This is a genomic window from Agrobacterium tumefaciens, assembly GCF_005221325.1.
GTDB lineage: Bacteria > Pseudomonadota > Alphaproteobacteria > Rhizobiales > Rhizobiaceae > Agrobacterium.
This window is the reverse complement of the sequence record NZ_CP039888.1, coordinates 2,152,302-2,173,912: the sequence shown is the minus strand read 5'-3', so window position 1 is coordinate 2,173,912 and position 21,611 is coordinate 2,152,302. Positions and strand designations below refer to the sequence as shown.

Here is a 21,611-nt window from a genome sequence, read left to right as displayed (position 1 = left end):
GTGACGGCCCCGAAGCTCTCCGATTTTCAAGACCTCTTGACCTGATGATAACGATAAACGAGGTCCTCGGGGTCGGAGCGCGGTGCCGAGGGATCGAGAGTTCCGCCGATTCGCTCGGCGACGGCCGCGGATTTTCGGTTCTGCGGCGAGACGTAGCTCACCAGTGTCGGCAGGTTCAGGGTTTCGAAAGCCCAGTCACGCATTGCCGTGGCCGCTTCCGCGGCATAACCGCGACCTTCATGGCCGTCATAAAGCAGCCAGCCCAGTTCCTTTTCGGGAAAGAGCGGGCCGTGATTGATGCCGATCTGGCCGATACATTCACCCGTCTCGCCAAGGTCTATCATCAATGCGCCATGGCCGAAGAAGTGCCAGTTGGCCAGATCGTGGCAAAATACACCCCATGTCGACGGCAGATCATAGGGGCCGCCGACGCCGATGGAGCGCGGTGACGCCATGAAATCCCGATAGGCGGGGAAGTCCGCCATGGCGAGCGGGCGCAATGTCAGGCGTTCGGTCCGGAGGGATGGGATCGGGTGGTTCATGGCCCCGCGTCCTTTGGCGATGCGTTTCCAGGTCTTTCTCTCCCTCTTTCCCGTGACAGGCATAGGAATAAGGAAGAGAAAATCGCAACAAAAAACCCGCCGTTTCCAGCGGGTCTTTTAAAAACTGTCCTGTTCCTGATCGGATCAGGCGGTTTCGAGGAATTCGGTGGCGCCGTCAGGCTCGCGCAGAACATAGCCGCGGCCCCAGACGGTTTCGATGTAGTTTGCGCCGCCGGCGGCATTTGCGAGCTTCTTGCGCAGCTTGCAGATGAAGACGTCGATGATCTTCAGTTCCGGCTCGTCCATGCCGCCATAAAGGTGGTTCAGGAACATTTCCTTGGTCAGCGTCGTGCCCTTGCGCAGCGAAAGCAGCTCGAGCATCTGATATTCCTTGCCGGTCAGGTGAACGCGCTGACCGCCCACTTCAACCGTCTTGGCATCGAGATTGACGATCAGCTCGCCGGTGGCGATGACCGATTGCGCATGGCCCTTGGAACGGCGGACGATGGCGTGAATGCGGGCAACAAGCTCATCCTTGTGGAACGGCTTCGTCATGTAATCGTCGGCGCCGAAGCCGAGGCCGCGCACCTTGTCCTCGATGCCGGCCATGCCGGACAGGATGAGGATCGGCGTCTTGACCTTGGAGAGGCGAAGCGTTCTCAGCACCTCGTAACCCGACATGTCGGGCAGGTTGAGGTCGAGAAGAATAATGTCGTAGTCGTAGAGCTTGCCAAGGTCCACGCCTTCCTCACCGAGGTCGGTCGTGTAGACGTTAAAGCTCTCCGACTTGAGCATCAGTTCAATGCTCTGCGCTGTCGCGCTGTCGTCTTCAATAAGTAGAACCCGCATAATTATCCCCTTTGCCGCCCGCGAACCGGTAAATCATTGCCTCGCGCGATGCGGATCCAGACGTTGCCTGATTTGCAGGCTGCCACCAAATGGTTAACAAATTCTAATTGCCTTTGGCAAGGTGTATCGAATTTATTAAGCAATGTAGGCATTTCGCTGTTTTTGCACGTGAATCCACCATCGCCAAAATTGAAGCTTAACGTGAGGATTTCCCGCTAAGTGATTCAATCGACTCTTACATCGTCTGGCCCGTTTTTTTGGACCTGGCATTTACCGACCCTTAAATGATCGTGTTTATCATTAACGATGCCCGTAAACGAAAGGTTAACGACGGCGGTTTTTTATTAACGTCGGGTAACTTTTAGGAATCATTCCGGCACAACGGGTTAACCCGGCCGGTTGAACGGGCGGGTTAAACGGGCCGATCAGGGGGGCATAGTGCCTTTTTGATCCGGGTCTCGCTATCCATGGAGTATTGCGTATGAAGTCGCGTGACAGCCTGGTTCGCCTGAAGGAATTTCAGGTCAACGAAAAACGCCGGCAGCTTAGTCAGCTGCAGCAGATGATGTCCGAATTCGAGCGGATGGCAAAGGAACTGGTGCATCAGATCTCGCTGGAGGAAAGCAAGTCGGGCATTACCGATCCGACGCATTTCGCCTATCCGACCTTCGCCAAGGCCGCGCGCCAGCGGGCGGATAATCTTCAGGTCTCCATTCGGGAACTGAAGGCCCAGCAGGAAGCGGCGGAAGCTTCGCTGGAAGAGGTGCAGGCCGAATATGAAAAGGCCGCGGCCCTCGAAAACCGCGACGGAGCGATCCGCGCCCGCGCCTGACATCAGGTGCAAACCAGACGAATGATCGTCCTCATTGACGGCTGCCGGTGGATCAGGAGGCGTCTTTCAATGACAGGATGCCCATGCATTTTTTTAAAAGGCCGCCCCCGCAAGGGCGGCTTTTTTTGCTTTGCCGCATCGCTGGTGTTTCCATCCAGACGGCGACCCCGGATTTCGATTGTCCGGGGGTGGGGAAAGGCGTAATTTGAGAGGTTCCGACCATGAGCCGGAGGCTTCTACGTACGCGCCCCGTGCGGGTGCGGGCGGCAATGCAGGGAGGAAAAAATGGCCCGCCAATATATCGATTGCCGTGAATTCCCCAGTGACAGCAGATGCACGATCGCCATCTCCGCTGATTCTCAGGAGGAGCTTATGGAGGCAGCGGTGCACCATGCCGTGGCTGTACATGGGGCCAAGGATACGCCTGAATTTCGCGAGGAAGTCCGTCACAGCATGCATGCGGGAACACCGCCGCTGAAGGTGGCGTGACGTCCTTTTATGAATAACGCGATATTTGAACGGTTGTTGAGGGATCAGGCGCGAACCGCTTGTTTCTTCTCCCCGCCGGGGAGAAGTCCGCGGCAGCGGGATGAGGGGGCGAGGGTAGAGATATACGGTAACGTTGCCCCCTCATCCGACCCTTCGGGCCACCTTCTCCCCGGCGGGGAGAAGAAATAGGCAGCGACGCTTGTGATTATTCTGCCCTCAGACAGAAGGTAAAGCATTCCTACCCCTGGATAACATCCGCCCATTCTTTATGGCGCAGCGTCTGGGCCTTGAAGAAGGGGCAGAGCGGAATGATCTTCCAGCCGCCCTTGCGGGCCTCATCGATCGCATGGGCGGCGAGCGCCTGGCCGACACCCTTGCCGCGAAGAGCATCGGGCACGCCGGTATGGTCGATGATGATGAGGGAAGGGGAGGTGCGCGAATAGGTCATCTCGGCCTTGTGGCCGTCGATAGTTGCCGAATATTCGCCGCGCGATCCGGTTTCGGTTGTCTTAATATCCATGATCTCTGCCTTCCCATTGCTGTTCGTTTTTCCACTGTAACGGCTTGCGCCTGGATTGAAACAGCGGGATAGCGAACGCAGTGGACACAAACCAGTGACAGTCACCGGCTGTGTCGGGCAATTTTCAGGGGAAATCCGAAATCAAACCGAAAACCCCGTCGATATGACGGGGCGTTTTGGAAGTTCGGTTTGGGCGCGTGCCGCGCCGGCGCACTGGTTTAGTGGCGATATTGCTGGATGCGCGTGGTGCGCAGGCCGGCAAGGCCATGATCGGAGATCGAGGACTGCCAGGACAGGAATTCTTCGACGGTAAGCGTATAACGCTCGCAGGCTTCCTCGAGGCTCAACAGTCCTCCACGTACCGCTGCAACCACCTCCGCCTTTCTGCGAATGACCCAGCGTCGGGTATTGGCAGGCGGAAGATCCGCAATCGTCAGAGGGCTGCCATCGGGGCCGATGACATATTTAACTCGTGGGCGTATCATTTCGGTCATTGGACACTCTATACAAACTCAAGACCATATGACGGGAACTTTAGCCCCGTACCTTTAAAAATTGCCTAAGCAGGTCGTGACAATTTATTAAGAATTTGAACGGTTTCGCCTGATTTGTTCGAGTCGCCTTATTTTGCCGGGAAAAATTTTTCCAAAAATCGCAATTTTTCTCGCTTATCGGTTGCCTGGATCAGAGCGCCGCAAGCGAAAGGCACGTTTTTCCGCTGCCCTGGGTCAATTCCACCGTTCCCTCATGGTGCAGCCGCAGGCGGTCGCCGGCATCGAGGAGAAGGAGCGCGGTTGCCGACTGCGTGGTGCCGGCGCTCGAGGCGTTGCCGGCGATGCTGAAATTCGCCGCCGCGCCGTTGACGCCGAGCGTCACCCGGTGGCCGGAGGAGGCGACCACGACGAGCGCCAGCATGGCGAGATAATGACCCTTGGCGGGAATGATGAGTTCCCGCCCGCCGCCGCTTACCGCGTCCCCGAGCGTAAAGCCGCCCTCGGCGGTGGACAGCACGGAAAAACCTGCGGCAGAGCCATTGGCGGGTTTTGTAGTGCCCGCCGGCAGGCCGGCGACGGCAAGCGGGCGGTTCGGCATGGAGACCCGGCCATCGCCGCTGCACAACAGCGCCGTCTGCCATGATGTGCCGTCCCGGCTGGTCTTGATCGAAAAGCCGTCGCTGCCGGCCAGCCCCATTTCCGCCCGGCCGCTCCAGCCGGACTGGAACAGCAGCGAGGCGGTGTCGGCTTTGCCCGCCTTGTTGACCGTCAGGCGGTGGCTGCCATCGTCCTGCGTATGGGTGAAGAGGCTGGCGGGGGAGGCAAGCGCCATGCCGTTGCGCGCATCGGCCTCCGTGCCGATGCCCAGCCGTTCCAGCCGGCCGCTCACCGGCAGCGGCATGTCGCGCCAGTTCCCGTCCTGCAGCACCCGGTATCTGCTTTCGGCCGCAAACCATGCCGCCCAGCCGGGCTGCGGCGTGATCGAAAGCCATGCGCCATCCTGCCGGAAGGCAAGCTTGCCGCCCTTGCCGGCCCAGTCGCCCGTGGCATCGGCGGAGAGGAGGAAGCAATCGCCTTCCGCTGCATTTTCGGGCGGTGCGGCGACGGTGGCCCTGATCACGAGCTGCACGATGGCGTCGAGCCTCTGCAGGGCCTCATTATGGGTGACGTGTTTCTGGACCTGTGAGGGCAGGATGTAGGGAAGCCGAAGTCTTGCCGTCTGTTCCGTCATGATGTGCCTTCCGCGCGGTTGTGTTCGTTCGCGGGGCATTGTGATGCGGTGGCAGGGGGTGGGGATGAGGGGGATGGAAATATTTTGTGGCGGTGGGATGAGGGGGGTGAAGCCACATACGCAGAAGCTCACCAAATGCCACGCGCCGCAAAGAACCGCAGCAGACAGCAAGCAAGTCTTACCCGGCCTGTTCCACCGCCATCGCCCCTTCGGCAATAAAATCCGGATTGGCCAGCGCATCTTCGCCCTCACCCCTCACCGCATAGGCAAGGAGCTGCCCCTCGCAATCGAGCGTCCGGCCGCCTGCGGCACGCAGCACGGCGTCGCCGGCGGCGGTGTCCCACATCATGGTACGGCTGAAGCGGGGGTAGATGTCGGCGGCGCCTTCCGCCAGCATGCAGAATTTCAGCGAGGAACCGACGGAGATACAGTCCTTCAGACCGTGTTCGGCCACGAAGGCTTCCGTTTTGGCGGTGCAATGCGAACGGCTGATCAATGCTACCGGCGAAGCGCCGCGCCGGCGGGCCCGGATGGGGTGACGCGACAGGATTGCGCCGTCGCCTGAGATTGCGAGCTTTTCGGCGGCGTTGTCCTTGCCCGTCCATGCCTGGCCGCGACAGGGGGCGTAGACCACGCCGGCCACCGGCACGCCCTTGCGGATGAGCGCGATATTGACGGTGAAATCGTCCTTGCCGGAAATGAATTCCTTGGTTCCATCAAGCGGATCGACCAGAAAGAACTCCGCACCGGTTTCCGGCAGGATGCCATTCGACACGGCTTCTTCGGCAACCACGGGGATATCGGGGAAATGCGCGGCCAGCGCCGCAAGAATGATCGTCTCGGCGCGCTGATCGGCTTCGGTCACCGGCGAGCAGTCATCCTTGTAGGACACATGCGGACCGGCGCGGTGAACCGCCATGATCGCCTGCCCGGCCTCCAGCGCCGCTTTCGTCAATATGTCGATCATCTCTTTGCCACAGCCATCCGGCGACGGGGCCATCCCGTAACGGGTTTTGCCATTTCGATCTTCGCTACTCCTTTGCCCGCTGCCCGTCAAATATTGGCATCGGACAATGCTAAAATAAGCATCCGGCCGTCATTTTTTTAGCACTTCCTGCCAAAATCATGGCTCTTTTGACCGGGAAAGCGGCAGTCCATGTGGAAATTCCAAATTTTGTGCAGGATCGCCCGTTTTTGACTTCACATTTTTAGCGAACACGATATGCATTTTGGTAGTGGGGTCGGCTTATTAAGGCCTCCCTATAATTAACATAACGAGGCGTGGCCCATTTGAGGTCATGCCCAGGGGAAAGACATGGAGTATTTTATCCAGCAGCTCATCAACGGGCTGACTCTTGGATCGATCTACGGCCTCATCGCTATCGGCTATACGATGGTTTATGGCATCATCGGCATGATCAACTTCGCCCATGGCGATATTTTCATGCTTGGCGGCTTTGCCGCGCTGATCGTTTTTCTGATCACAACATCGTTTTTCGCCGGTATTCCGGTGGCGCTTCTTCTGCTTTTGATGATGGTCGTCGCCATGCTGATGACCGGCCTGTGGAACTGGGTGATCGAGCGCGTCGCCTACCGCCCGCTTAGAGGGTCGTTCCGTCTCGCGCCGCTGATCACCGCCATCGGCATGTCGATCGCGCTGTCCAACTTCATCCAGGTGACACAGGGTCCGCGCAACAAGCCGATCCCGTCCATGGTAACGGATAGCTACCATTTCGGCTCCATCACCGTCTCGCTGAAGCAGCTGATCATCATGGTCGTCACCTCCGTGCTGCTCTTTGCCTTCTGGTATATCGTCAACAAGACCCCGCTCGGCCGCGCGCAGCGCGCCACCGAACAGGACCGCAAGATGGCAGCCCTTCTGGGTGTGGATGTCGACAAGACGATTTCGATCACCTTCATCATGGGTGCCGCACTGGCGGCCGTCGCCGGTACCATGTATCTGATGTATTACGGCGTGGCATCGTTCAACGATGGCTTCATTCCGGGCGTCAAGGCGTTTACCGCAGCGGTTCTCGGCGGCATCGGTTCGCTTCCGGGCGCCGTTCTCGGCGGTCTGCTGATCGGCCTCATCGAATCCCTCTGGTCCGCCTATTTCTCCATTGCCTACAAGGACGTCGCGGCATTCGGCATCCTGGCTTTCGTGCTGATCTTCAAGCCGACCGGTATTCTCGGCCGTCCGGAAGTCGAGAAGGTGTGATCCAATGACCAATATCGCTTCCGAAAACACCTCCTCCGGCCCGAGCCTGATGGCAACGGCGGTGAAGGAAGGCATCTTTGCGGGCATCGTCTCGCTTGGCATGTTTATTCTTTACGTCGGCATCGTCACCTATCAGGATATCAACAACCAGCTTATCTGGGGCACCCGCTGGGGGCTTCTGTCGATCTTCGTCGGCGTCGCCGCCATCGGCCGTTTCCTGATGGTCGGCTTCATCCGGCCGTCGCTGGATCGGCGCAAGCTTGCAAAGGCGAAAAGCGGCGTTCTGGAAATCTCCGAGGAAAAAGGCTTTTTCCACAAGCACTTCCTGAAGTTCGCCCTGGTTCTGCTGCTGCTCTATCCCGTTATTGCGGTGCAATTATTCGGTTTTCAGGGTTCGCTGAAATTCGTCGACAATTTCGGTATCCAGATCCTGATCTATGTGATGCTGGCCTGGGGCCTGAATATCGTCGTTGGCCTCGCCGGTCTGCTCGATCTCGGTTACGTGGCCTTTTATGCGGTCGGCGCCTATTCCTATGCGCTGCTGTCAAGCCATTTCGGCCTGTCCTTCTGGGTGCTGCTGCCGGTTGCCGGTATTCTCGCGGGCTTCTGGGGTATCATTCTCGGTTTCCCGGTGCTCAGGCTGCGCGGTGACTATCTGGCCATCGTCACGCTCGCCTTCGGTGAAATCATCCGCCTTGTGCTGTTGAACTGGACGGATGTGACCAAGGGCACCTTCGGCATTTCCGGCATCGCCAAGGCATCCGTCTTCGGCATCTGGTCCTTCGATGTCGGCGTATCCAACAACTTCGCCAAGGCCTTCGGCCTGACGATGTCGTCGGCCTATTACAAGATCTTCCTGTTCTATGTGATCCTGCTGCTTTGCATGCTGACGGCTTACGTCACCATCAAGCTGCGCCGCATGCCGATCGGCCGTGCCTGGGAAGCGCTGCGTGAGGACGAGATAGCCTGCCGCTCGCTCGGCATCGATACCGTCATCACCAAGCTCACCGCTTTTGCGACTGGCGCGATGTTCGGCGGTTTTGCCGGTTCGTTCTTCGCCGCGCGTCAGGGCTTCGTGTCGCCGGAAAGCTTCGTCTTCCTGGAATCGGCCGTCATTCTCGCCATCGTCGTTCTGGGCGGCATGGGTTCGCTCACCGGCATCGCCATTGCGGCGCTCGTCATGGTCGGCGGCACCGAGTTGCTACGTGAAATGGAATTCCTGAAGCATGTCTTCGGGCCTGATTTCACGCCGGAACTCTACCGCATGCTGCTGTTCGGCCTCGCCATGGTCATCGTCATGCTGTTCAAGCCGCGCGGCTTCGTCGGCTCGCGTGAACCCACGGCCTTCCTTAAAGAACGCAGGGCCGTGTCCGGCAGCTTTACCAAGGAAGGTCACGGTTGATGGCTTCCGGAACGATGAACATGACATCCAATACGACTGGTAATATGACTGGCGACACGATCCTCAAGGTCGAACATCTTTCGATGAAGTTCGGTGGCCTGATGGCCATCAACGACTTCTCCTTCGAGGCGAAGCGCGGTGAGATCACCGCGCTGATTGGCCCCAACGGCGCTGGAAAGACCACGGTTTTCAACTGCATCACCGGCTTCTACAAGCCGACGATGGGTATGATTACCATGCGTCAGCAAAACGGCGAGGCGCATCTTCTCGAGCGCCTGCCGGATTTCGAGATCACCAAGAAGGCGAAGGTGGCACGCACCTTCCAGAACATCCGCCTGTTTTCGGGCCTGACTGTTCTGGAAAACCTGCTGGTGGCGCAGCACAATGCGCTGATGAAGGCCTCGGGTTACACCATTCTCGGTCTTCTCGGCCTGCCCGCCTACAAAAGAGCGGTCGCGAGCTCGATCGAGAAAGCCAAATACTGGCTGGACAAGGCCGATCTGACCGACCGCGCCGACGACCCGGCCGGCGATCTGCCCTATGGCGCGCAGCGCCGTCTGGAAATCGCCCGCGCCATGTGCACGGGGCCGGAGCTTCTGTGCCTCGATGAACCGGCGGCCGGTCTCAACCCGAAGGAATCGCTGGCGCTCAACACGCTGCTGCGTGGTATCCGCGACGAAGGCACGTCGCTGCTCCTGATCGAGCATGACATGTCCGTGGTGATGCAGATTTCAGACCACGTCGTGGTTCTGGAATATGGCCAGAAAATTTCCGACGGTTCGCCGGACCATGTGAAGAACGACCCGAAGGTCATCGCCGCCTATCTGGGTGTCGAGGATGATGAAGTGGAAGACGTGATTGCGGAAGAACTCGACGGAGGAGCGGTCTGATGTCCGGTGAAACGCTTCTCAAAGTACAGGGTGTCGAAACCTATTACGGTAACATCCGGGCGCTTGCCGGTGTCGATGTCGAGGTCAACAAGGGTGAAATCGTCAGCCTGATCGGCGCCAACGGCGCCGGCAAGTCGACGCTGATGATGACCATCTGCGGCAGCCCGCAGGCCCGCACCGGTCAGGTGATCTTCGACGGCGAGGACATTACCCAGCTGCCGACGCATCTCATTGCCCGCAAGCGCATCGCCCAGTCGCCAGAAGGCCGCCGGATTTTCCCGCGCATGACGGTACTGGAAAACCTGCAGATGGGCGCCAATCTCGACAACCTGAAATATTTCAAGGAAGACGTAGAGAAGATCTTCGAAATGTTTCCGCGCCTGAAAGAGCGTCAGGGCCAGCGCGGCGGAACGCTTTCCGGCGGCGAACAGCAGATGCTTTCCATCGGCCGCGCGCTGATGTCACGGCCGAAGCTCCTGCTGCTCGACGAGCCGTCGCTCGGTCTTGCGCCGCTGATCGTCAAGGGCATCTTCGAGGCGATCAAGAAGCTGAACAAGGAAGAGGGGCTCACCGTCTTCCTGGTGGAGCAGAACGCCTTTGCGGCGCTCAAGCTTTCCGACCGCGCTTATGTGATGGTCAATGGCAAGGTGACGATGAGCGGTTCAGGCCGGGAACTGCTTGCCGATCCGCAGGTTCGTGCCGCCTATCTGGAAGGCGGACGGCACTAAAAGATTTTACTTGCGCTGGACGTTTTGCGGCGCAAGATTACAAATGGCGACCCGCCACTGCCTTGGTGCCAAGCGGCGGGAAGCAAACAATAAAATGCCCGCCGGGAAACGGCGGGACGATAAACAAGGCAGGGTCAGGGTGTTTGAGCCCGGCCTGATGGGGAAAGAAATGCAGGGCCTATTTTTCGAAACGGATAACGGCGTGCGCTATGTTTTGCGCGCACTGGTTGTTCTCTTGGGTTTCTGGACGGCTTGGCGCACGGGCAAATCCGTGGCCGATGGCTGGGGCGAATATCCGCGTGTGGTGATCTACACGCTGGCTTTGGGGTTGGTAATGCGTTTCCTGCATTTCGCCCTGTTCAATGGGCCGTTCATCAACGGCTTCTACTACGTGTTTGACGTTGTTCTTCTTCTGGTCTTTTCCAGCATCGGTTTCCGCATGCGCCGGACGAACCAGATGGTCAATAACTACTATTGGCTCTACGACAAGACGTCGGCATTTTCCTATAAAAAGAAAAATTGACAGCCGGATTTTTTCGGGGTCACTAATACTCGGCAGAGTGGAACATTTCCTGTTCGGTTAAGGTGGGTACTGAACAGGTCCTGGCAATCAACCCATCCAAGGAACTGGGAGTAAAGTAATGAAGAAGTCTCTTCTTTCCGCTGTTGCGCTGACCGCCATGGTCGCGTTCAGCGGTTCGGCCTTCGCCGATGTCGTGATCGCTGTCGGCGGCCCGCTGACTGGGCCGAACGCTGCTTTTGGCGCTCAGCTTCAGAAGGGTGCCGAACAGGCTGCGAAAGACATCAATGCCGCCGGCGGCATCAATGGCGAGCAGATCAAGATCGTGCTGGGCGACGACGTATCCGACCCCAAGCAGGGTATTTCGGTTGCCAACAAATTCGTTGCTGACGGCGTGAAATTCGTTGTCGGCCACTTCAACTCGGGCGTTTCCATTCCGGCGTCTGAAGTTTACGCCGAAAACGGCATTCTTGAAATCACGCCCGCTGCGACCAACCCGGTCTTTACCGAGCGTGGCCTGTGGAACACCTTCCGTACCTGCGGCCGTGACGACCAGCAGGGTGGCATTGCCGGCAAGTATCTGGCCGACCACTTCAAGGATGCCAAGATCGCCATCATTCACGACAAGACACCTTATGGTCAGGGTCTTGCCGATGAAACCAAGAAGGCAGCCAATGCGGCTGGCGTCACTGAAGCCATGTATGAAGGCGTCAATGTCGGCGACAAGGACTTCTCGGCGCTGATCTCGAAGATGAAGGAAGCCGGCGTTTCCATCATCTACTGGGGTGGCCTGCACACCGAAGCGGGCCTGATCATCCGCCAGGCGGCTGACCAGGGTCTGAAGGCCAAGCTCATCTCGGGTGACGGCATCGTCTCCAACGAACTTGCCTCCATCGCCGGCGATGCCGTCGAGGGTACGCTCAACACCTTCGGCCCCGATCCGACACTGCGCCCGGAAAACAAGGAACTGGTAGAAAAGTTCAAGGCCGCCGGCTTCAACCCGGAAGCCTACACGCTCTACTCCTATGCCGCGATGCAGGCGATTGCAGGCGCTGCAAAGGCCGCCGGGTCCGTGGAGCCGGAAAAGGTTGCCGAAGCCCTGAAAAAAGGCAGTTTCCCGACCGCGCTCGGCGAAATTTCCTTCGACGAGAAGGGCGACCCGAAGCTTCCCGGTTACGTCATGTACGAATGGAAGAAGGGTCCGGACGGCAAGTTCACCTACATCCAGCAGGGCAGCTAGCCTTTCCGCGATGCATTATCGAGGCCCGGCAGCGATGCCGGGCTTTTTTTGTCCGGGTTAAGCTTCCTGACCATTGTCATGCCGACCATCTCTTCAGACAACTTTGGCCAAGCGCTCCAGCACCATGGCGGCCCGCTCAGAAACTGGTTCTTTCGGCAATATCACCGTCGCATAACCCAGCCGCGCATAGTCCACGAGCAGGCGCTCATACTCCTCAACTGCCGCATCGAAACCGTGTTTGCGTTCGTCATCGCCGCGGTAGATTTCCGGCCAGGGCGGGGTGAGGAAGACCACAGGATTATAGCGGTGTGTATGTCGCAGCGTATCGATGAAGCCATCGCCGCTTATATGATGAAGCGCGGAGGCGGCGTCGATCAGGCCGCGGTCGAAGAAGACAAGGCCTTCCTGTGGGGCCATTCGCCGGTCTTCGAGCGCCATGGCGATGGCCCGGCGGGCGAAGGCTTGCATGTCGATCCAGGGCAGGGCGGTGCCGCCATTGCGGGTTTCCTCGATGACGATACGGCCGCCCGGTTCCTCGACGGTGGCGAAACCGCGCCGGGTGAGTTCGGCAAGCAGGGTGGATTTGCCGCCGCCGGAGCAGCCGGAAAGGATGATGAAACGGTCCATGGGTGTTTGTTCCTGTGTTGGGGCATCAGGTAGATTGAAGGTTTTTAGGGGGGTTGGGCTGTGGCGTTGCCGCTTGTTTCTTCTACCCGAGGGGGAGAGGGTCGCGGCAGCGGGATGGGGCTACGGTGGAGATATTCGGAGAGCTTGCCCCTCATCCGGCCCTTCGGGCCACCTTCTTACCGGTGGGGAGAAGAATATGCAGCACTCGCTCGGACTCTACCACATCAACTGTGGTCGTCACCCCTGATGCAGGACATGCGCTGCCTTGACTGCAGCGGAGGCACGGTTTTCGACGCCGAGCTTCACATAGATCTGTTCCAGATGTTTGTTCACGGTTCTGGCGGAAAGGCCGAGAATATCGCCGATATCGCGGTTGGATTTACCCTTGGCGATCCACAGCAGCACTTCGGATTCCCGCGTCGTCAGGGCGAAATGGCTTTTGAGCAGATGGTCGTCCGATTTCTCGTTGGCGGCGGTCAGGCGGAAGAGATATTCGTCCGGTCCCATCGCACCGAGGAAGGAGAGCTGCAAAGCGGGCCGCCCGGCCTCGGTGATCGTCAGCGGCGTGTCGCGGGCGGCATCCACCGTCGCCCGGTCCGAAAGCCAGCCGGAAATATGGGCAACGACAATCTCCAGCCCGTCATCGCGGCCGGTCGCGGCGTTGACCAGCCGGGTCGCCTGCGGGGTTGACCAGTGGATGGCGCCATTGGCGCGCACCGCCAGCAAGTGGCGACCGGCGGCGTCCAGCGCCACGCGGGCGCTCTGGGCCGAGCGGGCATTGGAGAGGTGCACGCGGATGCGGGCACGCAACTCATCGATATTGATCGGCTTGGTGAGATAATCGACACCGCCGGATTCGAGCGCCCGCACCACATGTTCGGTCTCCGTCAGCCCGGTCATGAAGATGACCGGCACCTGCGCCACCGCCGCATTGGCCTTCAGGCGTCGGCAGGTTTCGAAACCGTCCATAACAGGCATGACGGCATCGAGCAGGATGATATCGGGCGTGATGCGTTCGGCAATGTTGAGGGCAGCCTGACCGGAGGTGGCGATCAGCGCGGAAAAGCCTGATTGTTCCAGCGCATCGGTGAGGAAACCGAGCGCTTCCGGGCTGTCATCCACCAGCAGGACGATGTCTCTCGGAGCCGCTGTTGCCTGACCGCTCATGCCTTGCCGCCTCCCCTGTCACCGTTTTCGAACCGCTTGAGAAAATGCGCGTAACCGGCCAGATCGAAGGCCTGCACATAGGTGCCGAGCTCCTGCGTGAAGGGCAGGTTATCCGTGTTACGGGCAAGATCGGCAAGTTTCGCCTCAATGCCGCGTATGTAGCCTATTTCGCCGAGCCGCTGCAAATCCTGGATATGGATTGCGCCCGGATGGACGATCTGCGCCGGCGGCTGCGGTGAGGGTGGCGGCGGCAGGTCCGTATCGTAAATCCATTTGAGGCCGAGATGCACGGCGAGCCTGTCGCAGAGGTGGCGGATATCGACCGGCTTGGCGATGGCGTCATTGTGATTATCCTCGCCTGCGCCCGCAACGGTGCCGTCGCCGATATTGGCTGAGAGCATGATGAGCGGGGCGGTCTGGCCGGCCTCGCGCAGTTTCGTCACAAGCTGCCAGCCGGTCATGCCAGGCATGGAAATATCGATGAGAAAGAGATCGGGCTTCACGCCTTCGATCAGGGTCAGGCATTCCGGCCCGCTTTGCGCGGTCAGCACCACGAAGTCGAGCGGCGAGAGCACCTGCCGCATCAGCTCACGATGATCCTCATTGTCGTCAACCACGACGATGGTGCGGCGCGGGCCGGAATAGGAGCGGATGGTCTTTTCCGGCGCAGGCGCGGTGCTTGGCCGGTGGACGGCAGACAGCATCAGGCGAACGCGGAAGGTGGAGCCCTCATCCTTTTCGCTGGAGACGGAAATTTCGCCGCCGAGTGTGTTGGTCAGGAGCCTCGTGATGGTGAGGCCAAGGCCGAGACCCGGCATCGGGCGTACGCTTTCGGCTTCGCCGCGCTGGAAGGGTTCGTAGATGCGGGCGAGGTCCTTTTGTGCGATGCCGCGGCCGGTATCGGACACGGTGAAGCTCGCCACCTGGCTGCGATAACCGACATCGAAGGTGACGGCGCCTTCGTCGGTGAACTTGATGGCGTTGGAGAGCAGATTGACGAGGATCTGGCGCAGCCGCTTTTCATCGGTGCGGACATATTGTGGCAGGGCCCGCGACCGATCATGGCGGAATTCCAGCCCCTTGGCCTGCGCCTGCGGGCGGAACATATCGACGATCTGGTCGAGGAAATCCTGGATGTTGATTTCGTTGGAATAGACCTGCAGCCGGCCGGCCTCGATTTTGGAAATATCGAGAAGTCCGTCGATCAGCCCCGACAGGTGGTCGGCCGAGCGGCGGATGACCTTGATGGCCGATTGCCGGGGAGGGGGAATGGTCTCGTCGCGTTCGAGGATTTGAGCATAACCCAAGACGGCATTGAGCGGCGTGCGGAGTTCATGGCTAAGGCCGACCACATAGCGGCTCTTGGCGCGGTTGGCGGCCTCAGCCGTTTCCTTGGCGTCCTGAAGGGCGGCGTCGGTCTTCTTGTGGGCGGCGATTTCTTTCAGGAGCAGCGTGTTCTGGCGTGAGGATTCCTCTTCCGCCACCACACGGCTGTCATGGGCAAGCACGAGGAACCAGCACACGATGCCGGCAATGACCGCGAAGACGAAAAACACGATGAGGATGGTGCGGTTGACCACGTCGGCCGTTGCCGGCGAGGCGGTGCCGACCTGATGGGCAATCAAGGCGAGAATGCCGCCGATGGCGGTGACGGCGATGGCCGCCGCCATGCCATAACGCCCCAGCCGGGTGGCGAGTTTGGCCACCAGTTGCCTCGGCAGGAAGGTTTTTGCGACGGTGGCGACCTGATAGTTCAGTTTCGCCTTGGGCTTGCACATGTCGTGGCAGCGGCTGTCCAGCGAGCAACAGAGCGAACAGATCGGCGCGGCATAGGCGGGACACCACGCCATGTCTTCCGGCTCGAACGGGTGTTCGCAGATCGAGCAGGTGATGGCGCTCAGTTCGCGCCATTTCTGGCGCGGCTTGCGGGCCAGATAGAATTTTCCCTTCGTGCCCCAGGCGATGGCGGGCGAGGCGATGAAGGCGACGATGAGCGTCAGATAGGGTGCAAGCGAGGCGGCGAGCGGACCGAAGGTGCCGAAATGCGCCATCAGCGCAATGGTGGCGGAAAGCGCCATGGAACCGACGCCGACCGGATTGATATCGTAGAGATGGGCGCGCTTGAACTCGATGCCCGGCGGAGCAAGGCCGAGCGGTTTGTTGATGAAAAGATCAGCCGAGATGGTGCAGAGCCACGCCATGGCGATGATGGAGAAGATGCCGAGCGTTTCTTCCAGCAGCCGGTAAATGCCGAGTTCCATCAGAAGCAGCGCGATCGCGACGTTGAAGACCAGCCAGACGACGCGGCCCGGATGGCTATGGGTGAGGCGGGAGAAGAAATTTGACCACGCCAGCGAGCCCGCATAGGCGTTCATGACGTTGATCTTCAGCTGCGAGACGACCACGAAAGCGACCATCAACAGCATCGCCGCCGTGCCGTTGGGGATCATGTAGCCAAAGGCGGTGAGGTACATCTGCGCCGGGTCGGCGGCGCGGTCCACCGAGACACCGGAGCTGAAGGTGAGCACCACGAGGAAGGAACCGGCGAGCAGCTTCGGCACGCCGACGACCACCCAGCCTGCGCCGGCGAGAAAGACGGCGATGCGGTGGCGCAGCCGGCTCTGACCCTCGGCCGGCAGGAAGCGCAGGAAATCCACCTGTTCGCCGATCTGCGACATCAGCGCCAGAATGACGGCCGAGGCCGCGCCGAATTCCACCAGATTGAAATCGGCAACCGTTCCGGGCGGGCCGGAGGCATGGTGAATACCCGCAAAGGCGCGCCAGAGGTCGTATTTTTCCCAGTCCATCAGCGCGATGAAGATGAAGGGCAAAATGTTCAGCACGATCCAGAAGGGCTGGGTGACGATCTGGAAGCGGCTGATGAGGCGCACGCCATGGGTGACGAGCGGAATGACCATGACGGCGGAGATGATGTAGCCGATCCACAAGGGAATGCCGAGCGCCAGTTCCAGCGCGCCGGACATGATCGACGCCTCGATGGCGAAGAGCATGAAGGTGAAAGCGGCATAGATCAGTGAGGTGATGGTGGAGCCGATATAACCGAAGCTCGCGCCGCGGGTCAGGAGATCGATATCGACGCCGTGGCGGATGGCGTAGCGGCTGATCGGCAGGCCGACGGCGAGCATGGCGATGGCGGCGACGAGGATGGCGTAAAAGGCATTGGTGGTGCCGTAGGAGAGCGTGATCGCGCCGCCGATGGCTTCCAGCGCCAGAAAGGAAATTGCGCCGATGGCGGTGTGGGAAATGCGGTTGGAGGAAAATTGCCGGGCGCTTTTGGCGGTGAAGCGCAGCGCATAATCTTCCAGCGTCTGGTTGGCGACCCAGCGGTTATATTCGCGCCTGACGGGGATGATGCGTTGCCGTGCGGCCATGGCTATCGAGCGCCTTTCCGCAACGGGCCTCTCATAGCCGCACCGACATGCCGCCATCCACCGTCAGCACATGGCCGTTGACGAAGGAGGCCGCGTCGCTGGCCAGAAACAGGGCGGCCCCGGCGATTTCATCCGGCCTGCCCCAGCGCTCCAGCGGCACGCGCAGTTTGGCAAAGGCCACCATCTCAGGGTTTTCGGAAAGCGCGGCATTGGTTTCCGTCGCGAACATGCCCGGCGCAATCGCATTGCTGGTGATGCCGCGTGCGCCATATTCCACGGCAATCGCCCGCATCAGCCCGGTCAGCCCCTGTTTGGCGACGGGATAGATCGCATCGCCCGGCCGGACGATATGGCCGAGAATGGAGGTGATGGTGATGATACGGCCGTAACCATTGGTATTCATGGCCTCTGCGGCATCACGCGACAGCGATATGGAGGAGGTGAGGTCGGTGCGGATCAGCTCCAGCACGTCCTCGTCGCTGAACTCGGCAAGCGGGCGGCGGTCACGTGCGCCGACATTGTTGACGAGGATATCGAGATGGCCGAATTCGTCCATGATGCGGCGAACAAGCGCGCTCCCGGTGGCCGTATCGGCAATGTCGAAGGCAGCGTAATCGGCTTTTCCGCCGGCTTTGCGAAGAATGCTGACCGCCTCTTCCAGCGTCTCGGCATTGCGGCCGGTCAGCCAGACATGGGCGTCCGCTTCGGCAAAGGCTTTGGCGATTTCGAAGCCGAGACCGCGACCGCTGCCGGTAATGATGGCGGTGCGATTTTCGAGAGAGAATTTTTTGAGAATGCCCATCGCTCACCTTCTTTCTCTATGTGGCGCAGCATCTTTTTGAATGTGCGCATAAGGAAGAATACGCGGTGCGGCGGATAGCGAAAGGTCGCCTGTCCGGCCCAGCCGTTCGGTGGACACAAAAATGGCGTCGCCCGGTTGGGGCGACGCCATGTCTTCAATAATCAGGCAGCGGCCGACTTTGCGAGCGGCACTTCTGCGATCGTCTTCAGAACGACCGAAGCGATCTGGTAGGGGCAGCCCTGCGAATTCGGACGACGGTCTTCGAGGTAGCCCTTGTAACCGTTGTTGACGAAGGAATGCGGAACGCGGATCGAGGCGCCACGGTCTGCCACGCCGTAGGAGAACTTGTTCCACGGAGCGGTTTCGTGCTTACCAGTCAGGCGCAGGTGGTTGTCCGGGCCGTAAACGTCGATATGTTCCTGCCAGTTCTTGGCAAAAGCGGCCATGAGGGCTTCGAAATAGTCCTTGCCGCCAACTTCGCGCATGAACTTGGTGGAGAAGTTGCAGTGCATGCCCGAACCGTTCCAGTCGGTATCGCCGAGCGGCTTGCAATGGAACTCGACGTCGATGCCGTACTGTTCGCAAAGGCGCAGCAGCAGGTAGCGGGCAATCCAGATCTGGTCGGCGGCGCGCTTGGAGCCCTTGCCGAAAATCTGGAATTCCCACTGGCCCTTGGCCACTTCGGCGTTGATGCCTTCATGGTTGATGCCGGCTTCGAGGCAGAGGTCGAGATGCTCTTCAACGATTTCGCGGGCAACCGAACCGACGTTCTTGTAACCGACGCCGGTGTAATAAGGACCCTGCGGAGCCGGGTAACCTTGTTCCGGGAAGCCGAGCGGGCGGCCGTCCTGGTAGAAGAAATATTCCTGTTCGAAACCGAACCATGCATCTTCGTCTTCGAGGATGGTGGCGCGGCTGTTCGAAGCGTGCGGGGTGACGCCATCGGGCATCATGACTTCGCACATGACAAGCGCGCCGTTGGTGCGGGCCGGATCCGGGTAGATGGCAACGGGCTTCAGCACGCAATCCGACGAGTGGCCTTCGGCCTGCTGGGTGGAAGAGCCGTCAAAACCCCAAAGCGGCAGCTGCTCGAGTGTCGGGAATTCGTCGAATTCCTTGATCTGCGTCTTGCCGCGCAGGTTTGCGACCGGCTTGTATCCGTCCAGCCAGATGTACTCGAGTTTGAACTTAGTCATTACGAACCTCTCATAGGTAAAAATGCGAAGCCTTGAGGCTTCCGTGGCTTTCGCCGCCGGAAGCGCATTCGCGTTCAAGGGCTGACCCCTTAGATGCATGCCGCGTGCCAGATTGGCGATATCAGGCGATTTTTTCGAAAAATCTTTCAGAAGCCTTGGCGCGCAGGGGCTGCAATATCGCGGGAGCTTACCTCTGCTGCACTGCAACAGACAAATTCACCCCTCATGTTTCATCATTGAATCCTGATAGATAGCCGGCATGCTCCTGGAAAACGCCCTGTTGCGGTGCAATGATTTCGATTGCGCGCGACGGATTGGCATTTGCCCCAAAAACCGGCGCTTTCGGAATGGTTTTCCTTGCTGATTGACCGATTAGTGCCTATATTTTTCGCAACGTGATTTTTTTTTAATCAAACGGAGCGAATCCGGTCTTTGCGGGTTTGCTCCAGATCTAATGTTTCGATGCAAACAAAGTGAGATGGTCGACATGGCAACTGGCTTTCATCGCGAGACGGCAACGATCTACCAATTCCCGGTTGGCGGGCGGGCGGGCGTTTCCAAGTTCCGCAACGGCGGGCTAAGCGAGCTTGAGCGTGAGGCACGGGAGCCGCATGTGGATTTCGGCTCCTGGTATCATGATGACGCGATCCGCGACGAAGAGCGGGACGGCAAGCCGCATTCCTGATCTGAGCCGGTGCCGTAGGTTTCTTCTCCCTGCGGGGGAGGAGAAACAAGTGGGGACGTTCCGCTCCACCTTTGCCCTCGCGTATCCCCCACACCCCCCAATGCAGCTTTCGCCACCCCGCCTACGTCAATTGACGTATACGGTTTCGCCTCCGCGAGATCGATAGTCCCTCCCAGCAGCGGCCGCAGATGCCGCTGAGCCTCCACGAGAGGCCAACAAGGAGAGGGGTTCTTCCGATGATGTTCCGCAAGACGCTTAGTGCCGCGCTGCTTGGCGCGATCCTGTCCACCACCGCCTTCCATGGCGCTTTTGCCGCAGACGACACCATCAAGGTTGGCGTGCTGCATTCGCTTTCCGGCACCATGGCGATTTCAGAAACGACGCTGAAGGACGCCATGCTGATGCTCATCGACGAGCAGAACAAGAAGGGCGGCGTTCTCGGCAAGAAACTCGAAGCCGTTGTCGTCGATCCGGCCTCCGACTGGCCGCTTTTCGCTGAAAAGGCCCGCCAGCTGATTTCGCAGGACAAGGTCGCCGCCGTTTTCGGCTGCTGGACGTCCTCCTCGCGTAAATCCGTTCTGCCTGTTTTCGAAGAGCTGAACTCGATCCTGTTCTATCCCGTTCAGTACGAGGGTGAGGAATCCTCGCGCAACATCTTCTACACGGGTGCGGCACCGAACCAGCAGGCTATTCCGGCCGTCGATTATCTCGCCAATACCGAAGGCGTCGAGCGCTGGGTTCTGGCCGGCACGGACTATGTCTATCCGCAGACCACCAACAAGATCCTGAAGGCCTACCTGATGTCGAAGGGCGTCAAGGAAGAGGACATCATGATCAACTACACGCCGTTCGGTCATTCCGACTGGCAGACGATCGTCTCCGACATCAAGAAATTCGGCTCGGCCGGCAAGAAGACCGCCGTGGTTTCCACGATCAATGGTGACGCCAACGTGCCGTTCTACAAGGAACTGGCCAACCAGGGCGTCAAGGCCGAGGATATTCCGGTCGTCGCCTTCTCGGTGGGCGAAGAGGAACTCGCCGGTCTCGATACTGCACCGCTGGTCGGCCACCTTGCTGCCTGGAACTACTTCCAGTCCGTAGACGCTCCGGTCAATGCCGAGTTCATCAAGACCTGGCATGCCTTTACGAAAAACGACAAGCGCGTGACCAACGACCCGATGGAAGCCGCCTATATCGGCTTCAATGCCTGGGTGAAGGCCGTTGAATCCGCCGGAACGACCGATACGGACAAGGTTCTGGACTCGATCATCGGTGTTTCCGTGCCGAACCTTTCGGGCGGTTACTCCACCGTCATGCCCAACCACCACATCACCAAGCCGGTGCTGATCGGCGAAATCCAGGCCGATGGGCAGTTCGAAATCGTGCAGCAGACGCCGCAGGTGGTGGGTGATGAGTGGTCGGATTATCTGCCGGATTCGAAGGATCTGATTTCGGATTGGCGCAAGCCGATGTCGTGCGGGAACTTCAATGTGGCCAGCGGCAAGTGCGGCGGCAAGGGTAGCTGATTGGCTTAGCGCCGCCCCTCGCAGGAGGGGCGGACCTATTTGGGTTTCTCTCATTGGAAACTGAACAAGCATGCCCCCCTCTGCCCTGCCGGGCATCTCCCCCACAGGTGGGAGATCGACTCGTGGCGAGGCCTCGCATTTCTCTTCGGTCGAGATAGAGCGATGCGGTGCATCTTGCCGATCTCCCTCCTTATGGGGGAGATGCCCGGCAGGGCAGAGGGGGGTAAGCCACTTGCACCGACGCCCCGTCGTAAAAACGCC

At 59.5% G+C, this 21,611-nt stretch carries 21 protein-coding genes; 10 read left to right on the top strand and 11 right to left on the bottom strand.

All coding sequences use genetic code 11. From position 1 onward, the window contains the following. Window positions 1-26 precede the first annotated feature (26 nt). Both CFBP5499_RS11300 and ctrA read right to left on the bottom strand, forming a co-directional pair. Window positions 27-542, bottom strand: a complete 516-nt coding sequence (locus CFBP5499_RS11300; RefSeq protein ID WP_080824429.1) for a GNAT family N-acetyltransferase — start codon at window positions 540-542, stop codon at window positions 27-29. 144 nt (window positions 543-686) lie between these two features. Next, a complete protein-coding gene (gene ctrA, locus CFBP5499_RS11295; RefSeq protein WP_003522926.1) occupies window positions 687-1,391 on the bottom strand; it encodes a response regulator transcription factor CtrA in 705 nt (234 codons plus the stop codon). A 481-nt stretch (window positions 1,392-1,872) separates the two neighbouring features. Here ctrA and CFBP5499_RS11290 point away from each other — a divergent pair, with 481 nt between their 5' ends. Continuing rightward, a complete protein-coding gene (locus CFBP5499_RS11290; RefSeq protein ID WP_080824430.1) occupies window positions 1,873-2,223 on the top strand; it encodes a flagellar export protein FliJ in 351 nt (116 codons plus the stop codon). 285 nt (window positions 2,224-2,508) lie between these two features. Continuing rightward, entirely contained in the window at window positions 2,509-2,712 is a 204-nt protein-coding gene (locus CFBP5499_RS11285) for a DUF1059 domain-containing protein (RefSeq protein WP_080824431.1), read from the top strand. A 238-nt stretch (window positions 2,713-2,950) separates the two neighbouring features. Here the strand turns inward: CFBP5499_RS11285 and CFBP5499_RS11280 are convergent, their stop codons facing one another. The 4 genes from CFBP5499_RS11280 to cysQ all read right to left on the bottom strand — a co-directional run bounded on the left by CFBP5499_RS11280 (window position 2,951) and on the right by cysQ (window position 5,924). Further along, on the bottom strand, window positions 2,951-3,232 hold the full coding sequence (locus CFBP5499_RS11280; protein ID WP_080824432.1) for a GNAT family N-acetyltransferase: 282 nt from the start codon (window positions 3,230-3,232) through the stop codon (window positions 2,951-2,953). 218 nt (window positions 3,233-3,450) lie between these two features. Beyond that, entirely contained in the window at window positions 3,451-3,726 is a 276-nt protein-coding gene (locus CFBP5499_RS11275; RefSeq protein WP_004430042.1) for a DUF1153 domain-containing protein, read from the bottom strand. A 190-nt stretch (window positions 3,727-3,916) separates the two neighbouring features. After that, the gene (locus tag CFBP5499_RS11270; RefSeq protein WP_080824433.1) at window positions 3,917-4,957 is read right to left on the bottom strand and encodes a DUF2793 domain-containing protein; all 1,041 of its coding nucleotides are present in this window, start codon (window positions 4,955-4,957) and stop codon (window positions 3,917-3,919) included. A 178-nt stretch (window positions 4,958-5,135) separates the two neighbouring features. After that, the gene (gene cysQ / locus CFBP5499_RS11265; RefSeq protein WP_080827228.1) at window positions 5,136-5,924 is read right to left on the bottom strand and encodes a 3'(2'),5'-bisphosphate nucleotidase CysQ; all 789 of its coding nucleotides are present in this window, start codon (window positions 5,922-5,924) and stop codon (window positions 5,136-5,138) included. Between the two features lie 348 nt (window positions 5,925-6,272). On the opposite strand from cysQ, the gene CFBP5499_RS11260 reads away from it, so the two are divergent. From CFBP5499_RS11260 to CFBP5499_RS11235, 6 genes are all read left to right on the top strand, one after another. Further along, window positions 6,273-7,175 carry a branched-chain amino acid ABC transporter permease gene (locus CFBP5499_RS11260; protein WP_080824434.1) on the top strand — a complete coding sequence of 301 codons (903 nt, stop codon included), beginning with the start codon at window positions 6,273-6,275 and terminating at the stop codon, window positions 7,173-7,175. Between the two features lie 4 nt (window positions 7,176-7,179). Next, a complete protein-coding gene (gene livM, locus CFBP5499_RS11255; protein ID WP_080824435.1) occupies window positions 7,180-8,577 on the top strand; it encodes a high-affinity branched-chain amino acid ABC transporter permease LivM in 1,398 nt (465 codons plus the stop codon). Further along, window positions 8,577-9,467, top strand: a complete 891-nt coding sequence (locus CFBP5499_RS11250; RefSeq protein ID WP_080824436.1) for an ABC transporter ATP-binding protein — start codon at window positions 8,577-8,579, stop codon at window positions 9,465-9,467. Before livM ends, CFBP5499_RS11250 begins: the two co-directional genes overlap by 1 nt. Further along, on the top strand, window positions 9,467-10,195 hold the full coding sequence (locus tag CFBP5499_RS11245; RefSeq protein ID WP_080824437.1) for an ABC transporter ATP-binding protein: 729 nt from the start codon (window positions 9,467-9,469) through the stop codon (window positions 10,193-10,195). Before CFBP5499_RS11250 ends, CFBP5499_RS11245 begins: the two co-directional genes overlap by 1 nt. A 169-nt stretch (window positions 10,196-10,364) precedes the next feature. Beyond that, on the top strand, window positions 10,365-10,718 hold the full coding sequence (locus CFBP5499_RS11240) for a DUF6867 family protein (protein ID WP_080827229.1): 354 nt from the start codon (window positions 10,365-10,367) through the stop codon (window positions 10,716-10,718). Window positions 10,719-10,836: 118 nt separating this feature from the next. Beyond that, window positions 10,837-11,955, top strand: a complete 1,119-nt coding sequence (locus CFBP5499_RS11235) for a branched-chain amino acid ABC transporter substrate-binding protein (RefSeq protein WP_080824438.1) — start codon at window positions 10,837-10,839, stop codon at window positions 11,953-11,955. Between the two features lie 93 nt (window positions 11,956-12,048). Here the strand turns inward: CFBP5499_RS11235 and CFBP5499_RS11230 are convergent, their stop codons facing one another. The 5 genes from CFBP5499_RS11230 to CFBP5499_RS11210 all read right to left on the bottom strand — a co-directional run bounded on the left by CFBP5499_RS11230 (window position 12,049) and on the right by CFBP5499_RS11210 (window position 19,139). Then, window positions 12,049-12,582: an AAA family ATPase gene (locus CFBP5499_RS11230; RefSeq protein WP_080824439.1), complete on the bottom strand. Its 534-nt coding sequence runs from the start codon at window positions 12,580-12,582 to the stop codon at window positions 12,049-12,051. A gap of 237 nt (window positions 12,583-12,819) precedes the next feature. Next, on the bottom strand, window positions 12,820-13,749 hold the full coding sequence (locus tag CFBP5499_RS11225; RefSeq protein WP_080824440.1) for a response regulator: 930 nt from the start codon (window positions 13,747-13,749) through the stop codon (window positions 12,820-12,822). Continuing rightward, window positions 13,746-17,141: a hybrid sensor histidine kinase/response regulator gene (locus tag CFBP5499_RS11220; RefSeq protein WP_080824441.1), complete on the bottom strand. Its 3,396-nt coding sequence runs from the start codon at window positions 17,139-17,141 to the stop codon at window positions 13,746-13,748. Before CFBP5499_RS11220 ends, CFBP5499_RS11225 begins: the two co-directional genes overlap by 4 nt. A 31-nt stretch (window positions 17,142-17,172) precedes the next feature. Then, the gene (locus CFBP5499_RS11215) at window positions 17,173-17,943 is read right to left on the bottom strand and encodes an SDR family oxidoreductase (RefSeq protein ID WP_080824442.1); all 771 of its coding nucleotides are present in this window, start codon (window positions 17,941-17,943) and stop codon (window positions 17,173-17,175) included. A 161-nt stretch (window positions 17,944-18,104) separates the two neighbouring features. Beyond that, on the bottom strand, window positions 18,105-19,139 hold the full coding sequence (locus tag CFBP5499_RS11210; protein WP_080827230.1) for a glutamine synthetase beta-grasp domain-containing protein: 1,035 nt from the start codon (window positions 19,137-19,139) through the stop codon (window positions 18,105-18,107). A gap of 478 nt (window positions 19,140-19,617) precedes the next feature. Here CFBP5499_RS11210 and CFBP5499_RS11205 point away from each other — a divergent pair, with 478 nt between their 5' ends. After that, window positions 19,618-19,824: a DUF2735 domain-containing protein gene (locus CFBP5499_RS11205; protein ID WP_173987533.1), complete on the top strand. Its 207-nt coding sequence runs from the start codon at window positions 19,618-19,620 to the stop codon at window positions 19,822-19,824. A gap of 236 nt (window positions 19,825-20,060) precedes the next feature. Continuing rightward, window positions 20,061-21,350, top strand: a complete 1,290-nt coding sequence (urtA, locus tag CFBP5499_RS11200) for an urea ABC transporter substrate-binding protein (protein ID WP_080824443.1) — start codon at window positions 20,061-20,063, stop codon at window positions 21,348-21,350. The last annotated feature ends 261 nt before the right edge of the window (window positions 21,351-21,611 follow it).